Source organism: Reyranella sp. GW821-FHT14A01, assembly GCF_058803965.1.
Window position 1 is genome coordinate 272,757 of sequence record NZ_JBXAPM010000011.1, and the last position, 16,038, is coordinate 288,794.

Below are 16,038 nucleotides of genomic sequence, written 5' to 3' on the forward strand. Positions count from 1 at the left end.
TTAAGCCGCCGCCTTCTCGTCGGCGATGATGCGGTCGTAGGCCGGCAGGGTCAGGAACTCGTAGAACTGCGGCTGCTCGACCAGGTCGATCATGAGCTGCGCGGCGTCCTCGTAGCGGCCCTTGTTGTAGGCCTCCTCGCCGATCTGCGCCTTCACCTTGTCGTTCTCCTCGCGCACGATCTGGCGCACGAGCTCCTTGGTGATGGCGCGGCCATCGTCGAGCTTCTGGTTGTGGCGCACCCACTGCCAGACCTGCGCGCGGCTGATCTCGGCGGTGGCGGCGTCTTCCATCAGGTTGAACAGCGGCACGCAGCCGATGCCGCGCAGCCACGCCTCGACATAGCCGATACCCACGGCCACGTTCTGGCGCAGGCCGGCCTCGGTCTTCGGGCCGGTCGGCATGGTGATCAAATCGGCCGGGGTCACGTGCACGTCCTGGCGCTTGCGGGCGATCTGGTTCGGCTCCTTCATCACGGCGTCGAACTCGGCCTTGGCGATCGGCACGAGGCCCGGATGGGCAACCCAGGTGCCGTCATGACCGTCACCGGCCTCGCGCTTCTTGTCGGCATGGACGCGGCCCATCGCCTCGTCGTTGGCCTTCGGATCGTTCTTGATCGGAATCTGCGCCGCCATGCCGCCCATCGCGTGCACTTCGCGGCGGTGGCAGGTCTTGATCACCAGCTGGCTGTAGGAGCGCAGGAAGTGCGAGGTCATGCCGACCGTGCCGCGATCCGGCAGCACCGCCCACTCCTGCTCGCGGAACTTCTTGATGAAGGAGAAGATGTAGTCCCAGCGGCCGCAGTTGAGGCCAGCCGAGTGGTCCTTCAGCTCCCACAGGATCTCGTCCATCTCGAAGGTGGCGAGGATGGTCTCGATCAGCACCGTGGCCTTGATCGACTTCTGCGGCACGCCGAGCGCGTCCTGCGCCGCGACGAACACGTCGTTCCACAGGCGCGCCTCGAGATGGCTCTCCATCTTCGGCAGGTAGAAATACGGGCCGGTGCCGCGCGACAGGGCTTCCTTGGCGTTGTGGAAGAAGTAGAGGCCGAAATCGAACAGCGAGCCCGACATCGGCTTGCCGTCGACCGTCACGTGCTTCTCGAGCAGGTGCCAGCCGCGCGGGCGCACGAACAGCGTGGCGATCGTGTCGTTCAGCTTGTAGGACTTGCCGTTGTTGGGATCGAGATAGTCGATCTGGCGGCGCACCGCGTCGGCCAGGTTGAACTGGCCCTCGATCATGTTGGCCCAGGTCGGGGTCGAGGCATCCTCGAAATCCGCCATGAAGACGTTGGCGCCGCAGTTCAGGGCGTTGATGATCATCTTGCGGTCGACCGGCCCGGTGATCTCGACCCGGCGGTCGAGGATGTCCTTGGGCAGCGGCGCCACGGTCCAGTCGCTCTCGCGGATCTTGGCGGTCTCGGGCAGGAAGTCCGGCTTCTCGCCGGCATCGAGGCGCTTCTGGCGCTCGACGCGCAGGGCCAGCAGCTCCTCGCGGCGGGCATTGAACTTGCGCTGCAGGTCGGCGACGAAAGCGACGGCCTCCTTGGTGAGCACCTTTTCGAAGCCGGGCTTCATCGCACCGTCGATGACCACGCCCGCTGGAAGGTCCAGAGCCGCCATTTCGTTTCCCCTCGATACCTAGGTTGAAGGGGCGATTTAACGCCGGAATCGCCGCCAGACCAGCCCGAATTCGACCGCATCGGGCGAAATCCCTATTGGCACGGGGGTTGCTCTTTCCTTTGCAACGACACGCGTCACTCGGGGGAGAAGACCGATGGTCGAGACAGCCGTCCATCCGGTGGACGAAAAACTGCCGCTCGTGAAGCTCCTGCCGCTCGGCCTGCAGCACGTGCTGGTGATGTATGCCGGTGCCGTCGCCGTCCCGCTGATCCTGGGCGGCGCGCTGAAGCTGCCCAAGGACCAGATCGCGATCCTGATCAACGCCGACCTCTTCGCCTGCGGTGTCGTCACCCTGATCCAGTCGATCGGGTTCCGGTGGTTCGGCATCCGCCTGCCGGTGATGATGGGCGTCACCTTCGCCGCCGTCGGCCCGATGCTCGCCATGGCCGTCGATCCCCGCATCGGCCTGCTCGGCATCTACGGGGCGGTGATCGCGGCCGGCATCTTCGGAATCCTGGTCGCGCCCTTCATCAGCCGGCTGCTGCCGCTGTTCCCGCCGGTCGTCACCGGCACGATCATCGCGGTCATCGGCATCTCGCTGATGCGCGTGGGCATCAACTGGGCAGCCGGCGGCGTCGGCAACCCGCGCTTCGGCGATCCGCTCTACCTCTCGGTGGCCTTCCTCGTTCTCCTGGTCATTCTCGGGGTCACGAAGTACCTCAAGGGCTTCTTCGCCAACATCGCCGTGCTGCTGGGCCTGGTCGCAGGCTTCGTCGTGGCGATGGCGCTGGGCCAGGTGAGCTTCGAGGGCGTCGCCGAAGCCGGCTGGATCGAACCGGTCTATCCCTTCCAGTTCGGCCTGCCGACCTTCGATGCGCTGGCGATCCTCACAATGTGCCTGGTCATGATCGTCGTGATGATCGAATCGACGGGCATGTTCCTCGCGCTGGGCGAACTGACCGATCGCAGGATCGACAAGGAGGACCTGACGCGCGGCCTGCGGGTCGACGGGCTGGGCACGCTGATCGGCGGCATCTTCAACACCTTCCCCTACACGTCCTTCTCGCAGAATGTCGGGCTGGTGGGCATCACCGGCGTGCGCAGCCGCTGGGTCACGGCGACGGGCGGGATCATCATGCTGGCGCTCGGCCTGTTCCCGAAGATCGCCACCGTCGTGGCCTCGGTGCCGCAATTCGTGCTGGGCGGGGCGGGCATCGTGATGTTCGGCATGGTCTGCGCGACCGGCATCCGGATCCTCTCGCGAGTCGATTTCCGCGGCAATCCCAACAACGCCTATGTCGTGGCGATCAGCATCGGCCTCGGTATGATCCCCCTTGTCTCGGAGCGCTTCTTCGGCCAGATGCCGAAGGCGCTGGGTCCGCTGCTCCACAGCGGCATCCTGCTGGCCTCGATCTCCGCCGTGCTGCTCAACGCCTATTTCAACGGAATGAAGGGCGGCGCGGAGGCCGCGGCCGAAACGGCGGCAGCCGGACGGGAGGCCGAGGCGGCGCACTGAGTGCCGCGGGGGAGATGGGATGGACGCTGCTTTCGTAGTCGACTGGCTGAACCTGCTGCTGCGCTGGGCCCACATGATCGTGGGAATCGCCTGGATCGGCGCCTCCTTCTATTTCATCTGGCTGGACAACCACCTGCACCAGCCGCTCGACGCGGCCGATATCGACAAGGGCATCGGCGGCGAGGTCTGGGCGGTCCATGGCGGCGGCTTCTACACGGCCAAGAAGTTCAAGGTGGCGCCGGAGCGGCTGCCGCCGGAGCTGCACTGGTTCAAGTGGGAAGCCTACACGACCCTGGTCACCGGCTTCTTCCTGCTCTGCCTCGTCTATTACTACGGCGCCGAGGTCGCGCTGATCGATCCGTCGGTCATGCAGCTCACGAAGACCCAGGCCATCGCCATCGGGCTCGGCTTCCTCGTGCTCGGCTGGCTGGTCTACGACTGGCTCTGCCGCTCGACGCTGGGCCAGGACGACCTCATTCTGGGCGGGCTCGTCTTCCTCTACTGCGTCATTGCGGCCTGGGCGCTCTGCCACATCTTCTCCGGCCGCGGCGCCTACATCCATTTCGGCGCCATGCTGGGCACCATCATGGTGCTGAACGTCTATTTCGTGATCATCCCGGGCCAGCGCGAGCTGGTGAAGGCCAAGGAAGAAGGCCGCATCCCCGACCCGATCCACGGCATCAGGGGTCGCCAGCGCTCGGTCCACAATACCTACTTCACGCTTCCCGTGCTGTTCACGATGATCAGCAACCACTATGCCGGCCTCTACGGCCACGAGTGGAACTGGGTGCTGCTGCTGACGATCTCGATTGCGGGCGCCCTGATCCGCGTCTGGTTCGTCCAGCGCCACAAGGGGAATGCCAACCCCCTGGTCCTGGCGGCGGGCTTCGTCTTCATCGCCTTCACCGCGCTTCTTGCGCTGCCGAGGCCGAGCGCGGACGGCGGCGGACCGGTGCCCTTCGCCGAGGTCCAGCCCATCATCCAGGCGCGTTGCACACCCTGTCACGCCGCCAAGCCGACCCAGGAAGGGTTCCTCGCACCACCCAAGGGAATCCTGCTCGAGACGCCGTCGCAGATCCAGGCGATGGCCGCGGCGATCAACCAGCAGGCCGCCGCCTCGCGCGTCATGCCGCCGGGCAACATGACGAACATCACCGACGCCGAACGCCGCATGATTGCGCGCTGGTTCAAAGGCGGCGCACAATAAGCGGCATGAACGTCCGCTCCCGCGGCTTGCCGTGGCGCCGCCTGCTGTCGGCGGCCCTGGCGGCGGTCGCGATCTTCCTCTTCTGGACCCAGGTCTCCGAACGCGGCCAGCGCGAAGCCGCGCGCGGGCCCACGATCTCCGCCGAAGCGCGCGAAGCGGGCCAGGGCTGGAGCACGAGCGTGGGCTTCGCCGACCAGCGCCGCCTCGACGAGCACTACCAGAAGCACGGCGGCGAATTCGGCCGCATCACCAAGCAGGATTATCTCCGCCAGGCGCAGTTGCTGCGCGACGCCAAGGTCGGCGGACCGATCCTGGAGACGGTGCGGGGTGACGGCGTCGTGACACGTTTCGACCGTGACACGGGCGCCTTCATCGCCTTCAATCCCAACGGCACCATAAGAACCTTCTTCAAACCCAACGACGGCGAGCGCTACTACCGCCGACAGTCCGAACGGGGGAGCAATTGAAGCCGCCACCGCCGCCCGGCCCGCCCGACGTCGCGGACCTGCAGGAGCTGATCGACCAGTGGGCGGGCTTTGCCCGCGACCTCGAACGACAGGGTTACAATTTCGACCTCGACAACTGGCTGAACGATGTCGACGTGCGCGAGCTGATCCTCGAGGCGCTGCCGATGTTCAGCCGCGAGGAGATGGGCGATCACGCGCTGAAGCTCGACGATGCCGACCGTGCCTTCATGGCCGCGACGCGCGACTTCAAGCGCTGCGTCTGGGGCCATGGCACCGCGCGGAAGGAGAAATGGACCGCGCAGAATAACTGGTGGTACTTCCGCACACCGACCCGCTCGAACGCCCAGCTTGAAGACGAGCTCGCCACGGTTCGCTAAGACGATGGCATGAGCACGCCGAAAATCGTGGTCGAGGCCCAGGGGCCGGTGACCACCATCACCATCAACCGGCCGCAGGCCAAGAACGCCCTCGACAACGAGGCCGCCCACGGGCTCGCCGATGCGCTGCGTGCCTTCGAGGCCGACAGCGAGGCGCGCGTTGCCGTGCTGACCGGCGCGGGCGGTGCCTTCTGCGCCGGTGCCGACCTCAAGGAGCTGGGCTCGGGCACGGATTATTTCCCGTGGGCCGGCAGCGACGAGGGCCCGCTGCGCGCCCCGCTCAGCAAGCCGGTGATCGGCGCCATCGAAGGCCATGCCTGCGCCGGCGGGCTGGGCGTCGCGCTGTTCTGCGACATCCGCATCATCGACGACACGGCGACCTTCGGCGTGTTCTCGCGGCGCTGGGGCGTGCCGATGAGCGACGGCACGACCGTGCGCCTGCCGCGCATCGTGGGCCAAGGTCGCGCCATGGACATGCTGCTGACCGGCCGCGCGGTCGGCGCCGACGAGGCGATCGCGATCGGGCTGGCCACGCGCAAGGTGGCGCGCGGCACGACGCGCGCCGAGGCCGAGACCCTGGCGCGGCAGATCGCGGGCTTCCCGCCGATCGCCATGACATCGGACCGCAAATCGGCGTACGAGAGCTTCGACCGCGACGAGGCCTCGGCGATCCGGCGCGAGATGGAACTGTCGCTCGATGCACGGCGGCAGGAATCGCAAAGCGGCGCGGCACGCTTCGCCCAGGGCGAAGGCCGGCACGGCGCCTTCAAGAAGTAGAGTCCAAGAAGTAAGAGGAAACGATGCGAGCTTTGGTGTGTGAGGCCTACGGCCCGGTCGAGTCTCTCAAGATCATGGACATGCCCAAGCCCGCGCCAGGGCCGGGTGAAGTTCTCGTCAAGGTCGGCGCCGCGGGCGTGAGCTTCGCGGCCATGCTGGGCGTCCAGGGCAAGCACCAGAACAAGCCGCCGCTGCCTTTCGTGCCGGGCAACGAGATCTCGGGCGAGGTCGTGGCGCTGGGCGAAGGCGTCACGCACCTCGAGGTCGGGCAGCGCATTGCCACCGGCGGCAGCCGCGGCGGCTTCGCCGAATACTGCGTGACCATCGCCGCCAATGCCGTGCCGATCCCCGACGGCCTGCCCTACGCCGAGGCGACGAATTTCCCGACGCTCTATCCCACCGCCTACGGCGCGCTGAAGTGGAAGGCCGACCTGCAGCCCGGCGAAGTGCTGCTGGTCCACGGCGCCGGCGGCGGCTCGGGCCTGACCGGCATCGAGGTCGGCAAGGCGATGGGCGCCACGGTGATCGCGAGCGCCGGCGGCGCCGACAAGCTCGCCGCCGCCAAGGCGGTGGGCGCCGATCACCTGATCGACTACCGCACCGAAGACCTGCGCACCAAGGTGCTCGAACTGACCGACGGACGCGGCGCCGACGTGATCTACGATCCGGTCGGCGGCGATGCCTTCGCGGCCTCCATGCGCTGCGTCGCTCCCGAGGGCCGCATCATCCCAATGGGGTTCGCCAGCGGCGTCATTCCCCAGATCCCGGCCAACATCCTGCTGGTCAAGAACGTGACCGTGATCGGCTTCTACTACGGCTACTACAATGGCTGGGGCGGCAAGACCGCGCCGACGCCGAAGGAAGCCGTTGCCCTGGCCCGGCGCCGCGCCCTGGTGATGGACGCGCAGAAGGAGCTCATGCGCTGGTTCACGGAAGGCAAGCTCAAGGCCGTCGTCGCCGGCAGCTTCGACCTTGCGGATTGGGTGCGGGCTTTCCGCCTCATCGAGGAACGCACCGTCGTCGGCAAGGCAGTGCTGATCCCGTAGATAGTGCCCTAATTTACTCTGGCCACTCGAGGGCGTCCTTTGCGACGCGACGGCCCGGGCAGCGTTTCATTGCCCTCTAAAGCCCTGCCCGCACCTGCTGACGGAGATGATCTTTCGGCAGACGTCAGCGCCCCGTATAGACGATGCGACCTGTTGCATCGTAGCCATAACCAGCCGGCAGTGGAGCTTGCGAGCGCTGCTGCTGCTTTCCGCCCGCACCCGGTCCCTTCGAGCGGGCGAAATCGCTTGTGGGATCATCGATGAGAATATCCCCGTTTATTGCATTTGCGGTCTTTCCAGCATCCTTGCCGCCGGCGGTCGCGCCGCTCTTCGCTTGTGGAGTTCCGCCCATCGGCACCGCGGCCGGAGGAGTTGATATAAGGGCTGGTGCCCTCGGCGCCTGGGGCGCTTGCGGCGTTGGGGCCACCACCTGGGGCTGCGCCGCCGCCGCGGGCGCACCTGATCCTGCAGTTCCTTGTGAAAGGGCCGGCGGTGACACCAGGGCGATGCCCGTCACAAGCAGCGTCAGCAATTTGGCGCCACTCAGATCCGCACCGGTCTTGAGGCGGGCATAGGGGACGATCGCTACCGGGGCACTGCTCGCAAGGACCGCCCCCCTGGCCTCGACCGGCACGGCTCCGGAGGAAAGGGTGGTACCGTTGGCGGCACCCCGGACCTTGCCGACGTTATCGATCGTCGAAGGCTGCGATGCCGGGCCAGGTGAATTGCCGCTGGTGATGATTTTTGCCACGATTCGCCCCACCAAGTCCCTCGCTACCGGCAGCGTGCCCGCGCAGTCGTCGGTGCGCAAGTACCGCCTGCGCCCGCCCGGCATGAAGCGAGATCTATCGCCAGGCCAAGACCGAGGCGAAGTACACCGCCCCGGCATTCTATCAGATGCTTAGCGAACGCAATGTGCCCAGCGCGGGCCGCGATATCCGGGTGCGCTTGTCGGCACTGCAAAAATTCCGGCATAGTCGGTTCGCATGCCGGTCCAATGGACGATCTCCAAGCCGCACCGACTCGTGATCGCCGTCGCGCGGGACGAGCTGCGACTCGAGGATATCGAAAACTATCTCGACGGCGTGACCATCGCCAACGCACTGCCCTACCGCAAGATCTTCGACATGACGCATGCCACCGTCATGCTGAGCGACGCCGACGTGATGTCGCTCGGCGCGCGCATCCGTGCCTATCTGAAGATCGACAAGCTCGGCCCCCTCGCCATCGTGGCCGTCACGGAGCGCGCCTACGAGCAGGCCCTCCTGTTCGAGGCGCTGGCCGACGGCGACCGGCCGGTGAAGATCTTCCGCGAGCTGCATCATGCCCGCGCGTGGCTCGACGAGTTCGACTCGGGTTCATAGGAACGCGCTTCCAGTGAAGCAACGGTTGGGCAAGCGTGATTACGCCGACCAGACCTTCGGAAACGTCTCGCATTCGAGCCGGTCGCCCGGCTTCAGCCCATGCCCTTCGATGGGCGGCGAGATCTGGCCGACGCGGGCGCCGTAGCGGGCATCGTCGCCGCACCAGCGGGTCGCCCAGGCGCGGCGGCGGCGCGAGGTCGAGCGGTTGCCCGACGCGCCGTGCAAGGTGAGCGCGTGGAAGGCGATGACGTCACCCGGCTCCATGTCCCAGGCGAGGAACTCGTGATCGCCGCGCTCGGCATCGAGATCGGGCAACGGCTCGAAGCGGCTGTCCTGGACCTGCAGGTCGACACCGCCCTGCTTGAAGAACTTGGGCTGGAACCAGCGGCCCCAGCGATGCGAGCCCTTCACGTATTCGACGCAGGTCTCGCGATCGACCGGATCGAGCGGCGTCCACAGCGAGACGACCTGCTCACCGTCGATCGGATAGTAGGGCTGGTCGTGATGCCAGGGTGTGCGCTCCTGCGTGCCCGGCTCCTTCACCAGCAGATGGTCGTGATAGTAGACGACCTCCTTCGAACCCATGAGCTTCGCCGCGATCTCGCGCGCCGGCGATTCGTAGACGAAGGCCCGCGCGTCCGCGTGACGCTGCCAGAGCTGGAAGTCGACGAAGAACAGGCCGGGCGAGCCCTTCGGCGTATTGATGCGGACCATCGGCCCGGGCCTCTTCATGTCGTCGTCGACGGCCGCACGCATGCGCTCGATCCACTCCATGGGAATGGCGTTGCGCAGGCAGATGGCGCCGTCTTCACGATAGCGGGCGATCTCGGCGTCGGTCGGCATCGGCATCAGATCTCTCCAAAATCGCCGCCGCGGCCCTTGCCGGCGGCGAAGCGGGCCGCGCCCTTGCGCGACTCGGCCTGCAGCGCCGGCATGCCATGGCGGGCTTCGTTGACGAGGGCGGCCGGCACGTCGAGCGACCACTGGTCGTAGGACGACAGCCGGTCGGAACGCAGGCAGGTCTGCGGGAATTTCGCGAGCAGCTCGGCCAGCGCCAGTGCCTCGGCAAGGGCCTGCCCTTCCGGCATCAGCCGGTTGGCCAGGCCCCAGTCGAAGGCCTCGCGGGCGCCGACCTCACGGCCGGTCAGGATCATGTCGAGGGCGCGGCTGTGGCCGATCAGCCGCGGCAGTCGCACCGTGCCGCCGTCGATCAGCGGCACGCCCCAGCGGCGGCAGAACACGCCGAATTTCGCACTCTCCGACACCACGCGCAGGTCGCACCACAGCGCCAGCTCGAGCCCGCCCGCCACCGCATAGCCTTCGACGGCGGCGATCACCGGCTTGGACAGGAGATGGCGCGTCGGCCCCATCGCCCCCGGCCCGGCGGGATCGTGCTGCGATACGCCTTCGCGGCTGGCGGCAACCTTCAGGTCGAACCCCGCGCAGAACGAACCGCCCCTGCCGGTCAGGATGGCGACGGATTGCGTTTCATCGGCATCGAAGGCCAGGAAGGCCTCGCGCAGCAGGATCGCGGTCTCGGGATCGACGGCGTTGCGGGCCTCGGCGAAACGGTCGATCGCGACGATCGTCGTCGCTCCCGCCGTCTCGACCGCGACCTTGGTCACGTCAGCGCCCCTGCATCATGCGCAACGGCGTGTAGACCAGCACCGTTTCGCCCTTCTGGTTCCTGATCAGGTTGGTGGTCCGCACCAGCGCGCGCGACGGGTCCTTCGAGGTCGGCTTGATCTCGGTGACCTCGATCTCGACGTGGATCGTGTCGTTCACGTAGGTCGGGCCCTTGATGTCGAAGCCCATCGACAGGAAGGCGAGGCCCGAGCCCTGCAGGGTCGTCGGGATCACCAGGCCCTCGGCCATGGAATAGACCAGGGCGCCCGGCACGGGATGACCACCGCGCATGGGAGCATGTTCCTGGATGTATTCCTTGTTCGTGAACAGCTCCTCGGAAAAGCCGCAAAGGGTTACGAAATTGAGAAGATCGGCCTCGAAGATCGTTCGGCCATAGGTGACGAATTTGTCGCCGACCGTCAGGTCGCGCCAGTTCCAGCCTTCACCGAGCTGTTTCACGGGCCGTTCCCTTAGTGTGCGTGGGCGGGATGTGCGCCTTCGCGCAGCTTGTAGAGCCTGCTGCAGTAGGGACACTCGACATGTCCTTCCGCCCCCAGGTTGAGGTACACTTTGGGATGGCCCAACGCGCCGCCACCGCCATCGCAGGCGACGCGGTCAGTATCGACAGAGATGACTTCAAACGGCTCAGTCACGATCCCACTCCTGTTACGCCGGCGAATGATAGCGGCCTCCGCTGCCGCGGTCATGCTCTCGGCCTGCTCCCCGACGGTCGTTCCGGCGGGCGGCACGGTGCAGGCGCCGAAGCTGACCGACGACCGTTATGTCGCGGCCGACGGCACTTCGCTACCGCTGTCGGTCTGGCCTGCGGCAAACGGCGCGCCCAAGGCGGTGATCCTGGCCCTGCACGGCTTCGGCGATTACCGCATGGCCTGGGAAGAACCGGCCGGAAGCTGGTCGGGCGCCGGAATCACCACCTATGCCTATGACCAGCGCGGCTTCGGCGGCAGCCCGAACCGCGGCCGCTGGCCGGGCACCGACGCCCTGGTCGGCGACGCCGAGGCGGTCGCGGCGCTGGTGCGGGCGCGCCACCCCGGCGTGCCGTTCTACCTGGCGGGCGAGAGCATGGGCGGCGCGGTGGTGCTGGTCGCGGCCGATCGCGGAACCAGATCGGACGGGCTGATCCTGTCGGCCGCCGCCGTCCGCTCGCGCGACACGTTCGGCCCGGTCGCCAGCGCCGGCCTGTGGTTCTTCGCCCATACCATCCCGTGGATGCCGGCCGGTCCGACCTCGATCGACTACAAGCCGACCGACAATCCCAAGACCATCGACAAGCTGCGCAACGATCCGATGATGCTGCGCCAGCCGCGCCTCGACATGGCCTACGGCCTGGTCGACCTGATGGACGATGCGCGTTCGGCCGCCACCCGGGTCCGCGAGCCCTATCTCATGATGTACGGGCTAGGCGACCGCATCGTGCCGCAGGAACCGGTGAAGGCGGCGATCGAGGTCATGCCGCCGCGCGCCGATTCCAAGCTCGCCTTCTACAAAAACGGCTATCACCTGCTGATGCGCGACAAGGCGGGACCGGCGGTCACTGCCGATGTCGTGGTCTGGATTTCAAACCACGAGGCCGCGCTGCCGTCGGGCGCGGACGCATCGCTTTCCCAGCCGGAGATGGCGAGCCTGTGGGGTTCGAAGCGGAGTCGTTGATCCTTCATTGGAGCGCGCCACTCCAGTGGCGCTTCATGATCATGAGCGCCACTGGGTGGCGCGCTCCATTAGGAGGACCTTCAAGCCCCGCAGCGGATGACGACCGAGGCCGCGCCGCGCACCGTGGTCATGTCGCCACGCGTCGGCATGTTCTCCATCTTCAGCGTCGTGTAGTTGCCGTTGCTGCTGTTGCACATGGCGACCGCGCGGGTCTGGCAGCCGCCGGGCTCCTTGCAGCTGATGGCGATGGCAGGCTTGCCGTCGGTCCAGGTGACCTGCGTCGCGTTCGATTCGGTGCGGGGATCCTCGCCGGGCGTGCTCTTGGCCATGCCGCATGCCGCAACCAGACCTGTGATGCCCATCACGAACATCCACCGCATCGTCGATCGCGTCTTCATCGCCTCTCCCCTTTGGCCCGGCATCGAGCGGGCTCGCGACAGTACATCGTGGCCGCTCGACGGTGCAATACGCGCAACCCGGCGCTTACTTGCCCTTAAGCTTGAAATCGCGCCACTGGACGATGCCGGTGACGTTATCCATGGTCATGCCGTCGAGCTGCTTCTTGAGTTCGTGCGCCGTCGGCCGCCACAGCAAGGTGCTCTCGCCGCTCGCGCCCTCGAACCGGCCGGTGCCGCCGGTCAGCTTGAAGGTGCCGCGGCAGCCCACCAGCTCGTAGCCGGCACAATCCAATTCGCCCCAGGCGGTGGCGCCGTCGTTCGCCGTGAAGGTGCAGGCGCCGGAGGCGCTGGTCGTGCGGCTGCCCTGGTCGATCTTCGACGAGACGGCGCAGCCGACGCGGCCGGCCTGCTGAGGCCCCTCGTCGGTCTCGATGAACAGGGGACCTTCGAGGGTCGCGGCCACGAAGAGCTGCTTCTCACCCGCGCGCACGATATGGCCGTTGGCCATCACCACGGCGAAGGCGTTGAAGGTCTGGGTATTGTCGTCCTGCGCGAGCACGGGGGTGGCGGCGGCAAGCACGAGAGCGCCCGCGAGGGCGCGGCTGAGCATCGTCATGGCTCGCCTCACTTGAAATCGATGATGACGGCGTCGGCGCCGAGCGACACGGCCAGACCCTGGCGACGCGTCTTGAGATCGATGATCACGCCGTTGGGATTTTCCAGCCACATCTCGCCCTTGCCCTGGTCACCGTAGGCCGCGCCGTAGCGCGCCTGGCCGTAGGCACCGGGAAACTGGCGCAGGGTCTTGAGATTGTAGACGTCGCCATAGGCTTCCATCTTGGAGACGCCGAAGCCGCCGACGCCCAGGCCGCCGACCGAGAAGCGGTAGCTCTTCCCCTCGTAGTGAAGCGTGCCGCTGCCGACATTCCCGCTTCCGAAGAAGGCGACCTGGACCTGCTCGATATTGACGGTCCCGGACTTGACCCGCTGCTGGGCGATCGCCGGCGCCGCCAGCATCGTCCCCACGGCGCCCACCGACCCGACCAGCGCCTGCCGGCGGCCCAGCAACCCTACTCTCTTCACGCTCATCCCACTCTCCCCGCTCAGCCCTCGTCAGTCGTTGACGACGGCCGTGGCCTCAATCTCGACCAGCAGGCCCGGCACGGCAAGGGCACTCACGGCCACCAGCGTCGATGTGACCACCGAGCCCTTGAGCGACTTGCCCAGGGCCGTCGTGACGGCGCCCATGTCGCGGATGTCGGTGACGTAGATCGTGGTCCGCACCAGGTCGCTCAGCTTCGCACCGGCCGACTTCAGCCCGGCCTCGATCTTGCGCATGGTGATCGTCGTCTGCTGGGCCGCATCCTTGCCCTGGACCTGCCCCTTCGGGTTGAGCGAGGTCGTACCCGACACGAACACGAACGGCCCGCTCTTGATGGTGCGGACGTAGAAGGCCGCCACCTCGGTGCCGTCCGGAAAGACTTTCTTGGCCATGCCTCGCTCCTGCTAGTCGATGCGCTATGGTGGCATTTTAAGCGGCCGTTCGCGCCGGGCAAAGGAGGAAGCCCTTGTCTCTCGATCGCTATCGTACCGCCATCGTCACCGGCGCCAGTCGCGGCATCGGCGCGGCGATCGTCCGCGAACTCGCGATCGGCGGCCTCGACGTCTACGCCGTCGCCCGCTCCGCCGAGGATCTCACGGTGCTGGCGCAGGAGACGGGCTGCCGGCCGATGGCGCTCGACATCTCCCATCGCGACGCGGTGCTGAGCGCGCTGGGCTCGCTCGATGCCGACGTGCTGGTCAACAATGCCTCGGCGCCGGTGCGCGGCGGCACGTCGTGGGAGGCGTCGCCCGACGACATCGACGTGCTGATGGACGTGAACCTGCGCGGCACGCTCAATTGCCTGGCCGCCGTCATCCCCGGCATGAAGGCGCGCGGCCTCGGCCACATCGTCAATCTCGGCTCGACCTCGGGCACCGGGCCCCTGCCCGGCATGCCGGTCTATGCCATGACCAAGGCCGCCATCCACAATCTCAGCCAGACCTTGCGCCTCGACCTGCACGGATCGGGCGTGCGGGTGAGCGAGATCTCGCCGGGCCGGGTCGAGACCGGCGCCCATCTCGGCCTGATGGCGGATCGCGAGGAAGGCCGCCGCCGCTTCTACGACGGTTTCGAGACCTTGCAGCCGGCCGACATCGCCGAGGCGGTCATGTTTGTGCTGGGCGCACCGCAGCGCATGGATGTGAGCTTCATGGAGATCGTGCCCACCGACCAGTCCTACGGCGGCTCGCAATTCCATCGCAGGCGCTGACGCGGCGGCACGTCCCTTGCAGGAACTGCGGCCGTTGGGCAATCAGGACACCATGAGCCTCAAGAATCTCGCTGCCATCCTCGATCCGCAGGCGCCGGCCGACCGGCCCTTCATCATCCAGGTCTCGCCCGAAGGCGACGAACAGTTCCGGCTGAGCTACGGCGAGGCTCGCGCCCGCATCGCAGCCCTTGCCCGCGGCCTCCTGAAGCGCGGGCTCGTACGCGGCGAGGCCGTGGCGATCGTGGCGGCCAACAGCGCCGACTATCTCGTGCTCTACATGGCCACGATGGCGGCCGGTCTCGTGTCGGTCTGCGTCAATCACAAGCTGCCGCGCGAGACCGTGGCGCACATCATGAAGGACTCCTCGGTCAAGCTGGCGATCGCCGATGCCGAGCGCGCGCCGCTGGTCAGCGCGCTGGTGCCGACCGTCGCGATGGAGGAACTCGACAGCCTGCTCGATGCCGGCCCGTTCGATGCAGTCGACATGGCGCCGGAAGAGGTCGCCATGGTGCTCTACACCTCGGGCTCGACCGGCCTGCCCAAGGGCGTGCCACTGACCCATGGCGGCTACATCTGGGCGACCGGCGCCACGCCGGAGCAGAAGCCCGGCATCGAAGGCCAGAAGATCATCATCGCCGCGCCGTTGTTCCACATGAACGGCCTGTTCAGCGCCAAGATGGTGATGATCAACGGCGGCACGATCGTGTTGATGACCAGCTTCACCGCCCGCGGCTTCATCCGCGCCATCGACCGCAACCGCGTCGCCATGATCACCTCGGTGCCGACCATGCTGGCGCTGGTGATGCGCGAGACGGAAGAGCTGGCCAAGGCCGACCTCGGCTGCGTCACCACCGCGGTCACCGGCTCCGCACCCTCGACGGCCGAATTCTTCGAGCAGATGCACCGGATGTTTCCCAATGCCGAGACGGCCAACAGCTGGGGCACCACGGAGTCCGGGCCGCTGGGCTTCGGGCCGCATCCCGACGGCGTGCCGAAGCCGATGGGCGCGCTGGGCTATCCGCGCAGGAACATCGAGGTGAAGTTCATCGGCGGCGCCGAGACCGGCGCGACGCAGGGCGTCCTGCACATTCGCACGCCCGCGCTGATGAGCGGTTATCTCAACCGCGAGGCCGACACGAAGAAGCGCCTGATCGACGGCTGGTACGACACCGGCGACGTGATGCGCCGCGACGAGAACGGCTTCGTCTTCTTCGTCGGCCGCGCCGACGACATGTTCCAGTGCGGCGGCGAGAACGTCTATCCGGGCGAGGTCGAGAAGCTTTTAGGTCAGCATCCCGACGTGGCCCAGGCCTGCGTCGTGCCGGTGCCGGACGACATCAAGTACCAGCTCCCGGTCGCCTTCGTCGTCGCCAAGCCCGGCACATCGCCGACCGAGGAAGCGCTGCGCCGCTTCGCCCTCGACAACGGCCCGGCCTACGCCCATCCGCGCGCCGTGTGGTTCGTCGACGAGCTGCCGCTCGCGGGCACGAACAAGATCGACCGCAAGACCCTGGTCGATCGCGCGGTGGCGACCTATGCGCGGGACGACGCGAAACGTGTCTGACCTCAAAGGAGCGCGCCACTCCAGTGGCGCGAGAAGTCGAGCAGGCTGTTGACCAGGCGCAGAAGCCGGTTGCCGTTGCGATGTGCGAGCATG

At 67.0% G+C, this 16,038-nt stretch carries 20 protein-coding genes; 10 read left to right on the forward strand and 10 right to left on the reverse strand.

Translation table 11 applies throughout. From position 1 onward, the window contains the following. Positions 1 to 1,620, reverse strand: coding sequence for a malate synthase A (aceB, locus tag AC1ROX_RS20985; protein WP_493128722.1), 1,620 nt, complete (start codon positions 1,618 to 1,620; stop codon positions 1 to 3). Between the two features lie 154 nt (positions 1,621 to 1,774). Between aceB and AC1ROX_RS20990 the strand changes: the two genes are divergently transcribed. From AC1ROX_RS20990 to AC1ROX_RS21015, 6 genes are read left to right on the forward strand one after another with little or no spacing between them, the layout of a single operon-like run. After that, positions 1,775 to 3,136: a nucleobase:cation symporter-2 family protein gene (locus AC1ROX_RS20990; protein WP_493128724.1), complete on the forward strand. Its 1,362-nt coding sequence runs from the start codon at positions 1,775 to 1,777 to the stop codon at positions 3,134 to 3,136. Positions 3,137 to 3,155: 19 nt separating this feature from the next. After that, entirely contained in the window at positions 3,156 to 4,343 is a 1,188-nt protein-coding gene (locus AC1ROX_RS20995; protein WP_493128726.1) for a urate hydroxylase PuuD, read from the forward strand. A 5-nt stretch (positions 4,344 to 4,348) separates the two neighbouring features. Then, positions 4,349 to 4,810, forward strand: coding sequence for a hypothetical protein (locus tag AC1ROX_RS21000; protein ID WP_493128727.1), 462 nt, complete (start codon positions 4,349 to 4,351; stop codon positions 4,808 to 4,810). Continuing rightward, positions 4,807 to 5,187 (forward strand): hypothetical protein, encoded by a 381-nt coding sequence (locus AC1ROX_RS21005; protein ID WP_493128729.1) that lies wholly within the window; start codon positions 4,807 to 4,809, stop codon positions 5,185 to 5,187. The genes AC1ROX_RS21000 and AC1ROX_RS21005 overlap by 4 nt, the downstream gene beginning before the upstream one ends. A 9-nt stretch (positions 5,188 to 5,196) precedes the next feature. After that, complete coding sequence (locus AC1ROX_RS21010) at positions 5,197 to 5,964, forward strand: crotonase/enoyl-CoA hydratase family protein (protein ID WP_493128731.1); 768 nt, start codon at positions 5,197 to 5,199, stop codon at positions 5,962 to 5,964. Between the two features lie 23 nt (positions 5,965 to 5,987). Continuing rightward, on the forward strand, positions 5,988 to 7,010 hold the full coding sequence (locus tag AC1ROX_RS21015) for an NADPH:quinone oxidoreductase family protein (protein ID WP_493128733.1): 1,023 nt from the start codon (positions 5,988 to 5,990) through the stop codon (positions 7,008 to 7,010). 124 nt (positions 7,011 to 7,134) lie between these two features. Here AC1ROX_RS21015 and AC1ROX_RS21020 read toward each other — a convergent pair whose 3' ends face one another. Continuing rightward, a complete protein-coding gene (locus tag AC1ROX_RS21020) occupies positions 7,135 to 7,821 on the reverse strand; it encodes a hypothetical protein (protein ID WP_493128735.1) in 687 nt (228 codons plus the stop codon). Between the two features lie 175 nt (positions 7,822 to 7,996). Here AC1ROX_RS21020 and AC1ROX_RS21025 point away from each other — a divergent pair, with 175 nt between their 5' ends. After that, positions 7,997 to 8,374, forward strand: a complete 378-nt coding sequence (locus tag AC1ROX_RS21025; RefSeq protein WP_493128737.1) for a hypothetical protein — start codon at positions 7,997 to 7,999, stop codon at positions 8,372 to 8,374. A 39-nt stretch (positions 8,375 to 8,413) separates the two neighbouring features. Here AC1ROX_RS21025 and AC1ROX_RS21030 read toward each other — a convergent pair whose 3' ends face one another. Genes AC1ROX_RS21030 through AC1ROX_RS21045 form a run of 4 tightly spaced genes read right to left on the reverse strand, consistent with a single transcriptional unit; the run spans position 8,414 to position 10,707 of the window. Then, positions 8,414 to 9,223, reverse strand: coding sequence for a phytanoyl-CoA dioxygenase family protein (locus AC1ROX_RS21030; protein ID WP_493128739.1), 810 nt, complete (start codon positions 9,221 to 9,223; stop codon positions 8,414 to 8,416). Beyond that, the gene (locus AC1ROX_RS21035; protein WP_493128741.1) at positions 9,223 to 9,999 is read right to left on the reverse strand and encodes a crotonase/enoyl-CoA hydratase family protein; all 777 of its coding nucleotides are present in this window, start codon (positions 9,997 to 9,999) and stop codon (positions 9,223 to 9,225) included. The genes AC1ROX_RS21030 and AC1ROX_RS21035 overlap by 1 nt, the downstream gene beginning before the upstream one ends. Position 10,000: 1 nt before the next feature. Next, a complete protein-coding gene (locus tag AC1ROX_RS21040; RefSeq protein ID WP_493128743.1) occupies positions 10,001 to 10,459 on the reverse strand; it encodes a MaoC family dehydratase in 459 nt (152 codons plus the stop codon). An 11-nt stretch (positions 10,460 to 10,470) separates the two neighbouring features. Beyond that, the gene (locus AC1ROX_RS21045; protein WP_493128745.1) at positions 10,471 to 10,707 is read right to left on the reverse strand and encodes a zinc-finger domain-containing protein; all 237 of its coding nucleotides are present in this window, start codon (positions 10,705 to 10,707) and stop codon (positions 10,471 to 10,473) included. Here AC1ROX_RS21045 and AC1ROX_RS21050 point away from each other — a divergent pair. Beyond that, positions 10,679 to 11,671 carry an alpha/beta hydrolase gene (locus AC1ROX_RS21050; RefSeq protein ID WP_493128747.1) on the forward strand — a complete coding sequence of 331 codons (993 nt, stop codon included), beginning with the start codon at positions 10,679 to 10,681 and terminating at the stop codon, positions 11,669 to 11,671. The two genes, AC1ROX_RS21045 and AC1ROX_RS21050, sit on opposite strands and share 29 nt — an antisense overlap. 80 nt (positions 11,672 to 11,751) lie before the next feature. Here AC1ROX_RS21050 and AC1ROX_RS21055 read toward each other — a convergent pair whose 3' ends face one another. The 4 genes from AC1ROX_RS21055 to AC1ROX_RS21070 all read right to left on the reverse strand — a co-directional run bounded on the left by AC1ROX_RS21055 (position 11,752) and on the right by AC1ROX_RS21070 (position 13,563). Further along, entirely contained in the window at positions 11,752 to 12,069 is a 318-nt protein-coding gene (locus AC1ROX_RS21055) for a hypothetical protein (protein ID WP_493128749.1), read from the reverse strand. Positions 12,070 to 12,154: 85 nt separating this feature from the next. Beyond that, complete coding sequence (locus AC1ROX_RS21060) at positions 12,155 to 12,685, reverse strand: hypothetical protein (RefSeq protein WP_493128751.1); 531 nt, start codon at positions 12,683 to 12,685, stop codon at positions 12,155 to 12,157. Positions 12,686 to 12,693: 8 nt separating this feature from the next. After that, positions 12,694 to 13,158: a hypothetical protein gene (locus tag AC1ROX_RS21065; RefSeq protein WP_493128753.1), complete on the reverse strand. Its 465-nt coding sequence runs from the start codon at positions 13,156 to 13,158 to the stop codon at positions 12,694 to 12,696. Between the two features lie 24 nt (positions 13,159 to 13,182). Then, positions 13,183 to 13,563: a Rid family hydrolase gene (locus AC1ROX_RS21070; RefSeq protein WP_493128755.1), complete on the reverse strand. Its 381-nt coding sequence runs from the start codon at positions 13,561 to 13,563 to the stop codon at positions 13,183 to 13,185. A 74-nt stretch (positions 13,564 to 13,637) separates the two neighbouring features. Between AC1ROX_RS21070 and AC1ROX_RS21075 the strand changes: the two genes are divergently transcribed. Together AC1ROX_RS21075 and AC1ROX_RS21080 are read left to right on the forward strand one after the other, a co-directional pair. Further along, positions 13,638 to 14,381 (forward strand): SDR family oxidoreductase, encoded by a 744-nt coding sequence (locus AC1ROX_RS21075; protein ID WP_493128757.1) that lies wholly within the window; start codon positions 13,638 to 13,640, stop codon positions 14,379 to 14,381. A gap of 52 nt (positions 14,382 to 14,433) precedes the next feature. Next, on the forward strand, positions 14,434 to 15,945 hold the full coding sequence (locus AC1ROX_RS21080) for a class I adenylate-forming enzyme family protein (RefSeq protein ID WP_493128759.1): 1,512 nt from the start codon (positions 14,434 to 14,436) through the stop codon (positions 15,943 to 15,945). Positions 15,946 to 16,038 lie beyond the last annotated feature (93 nt).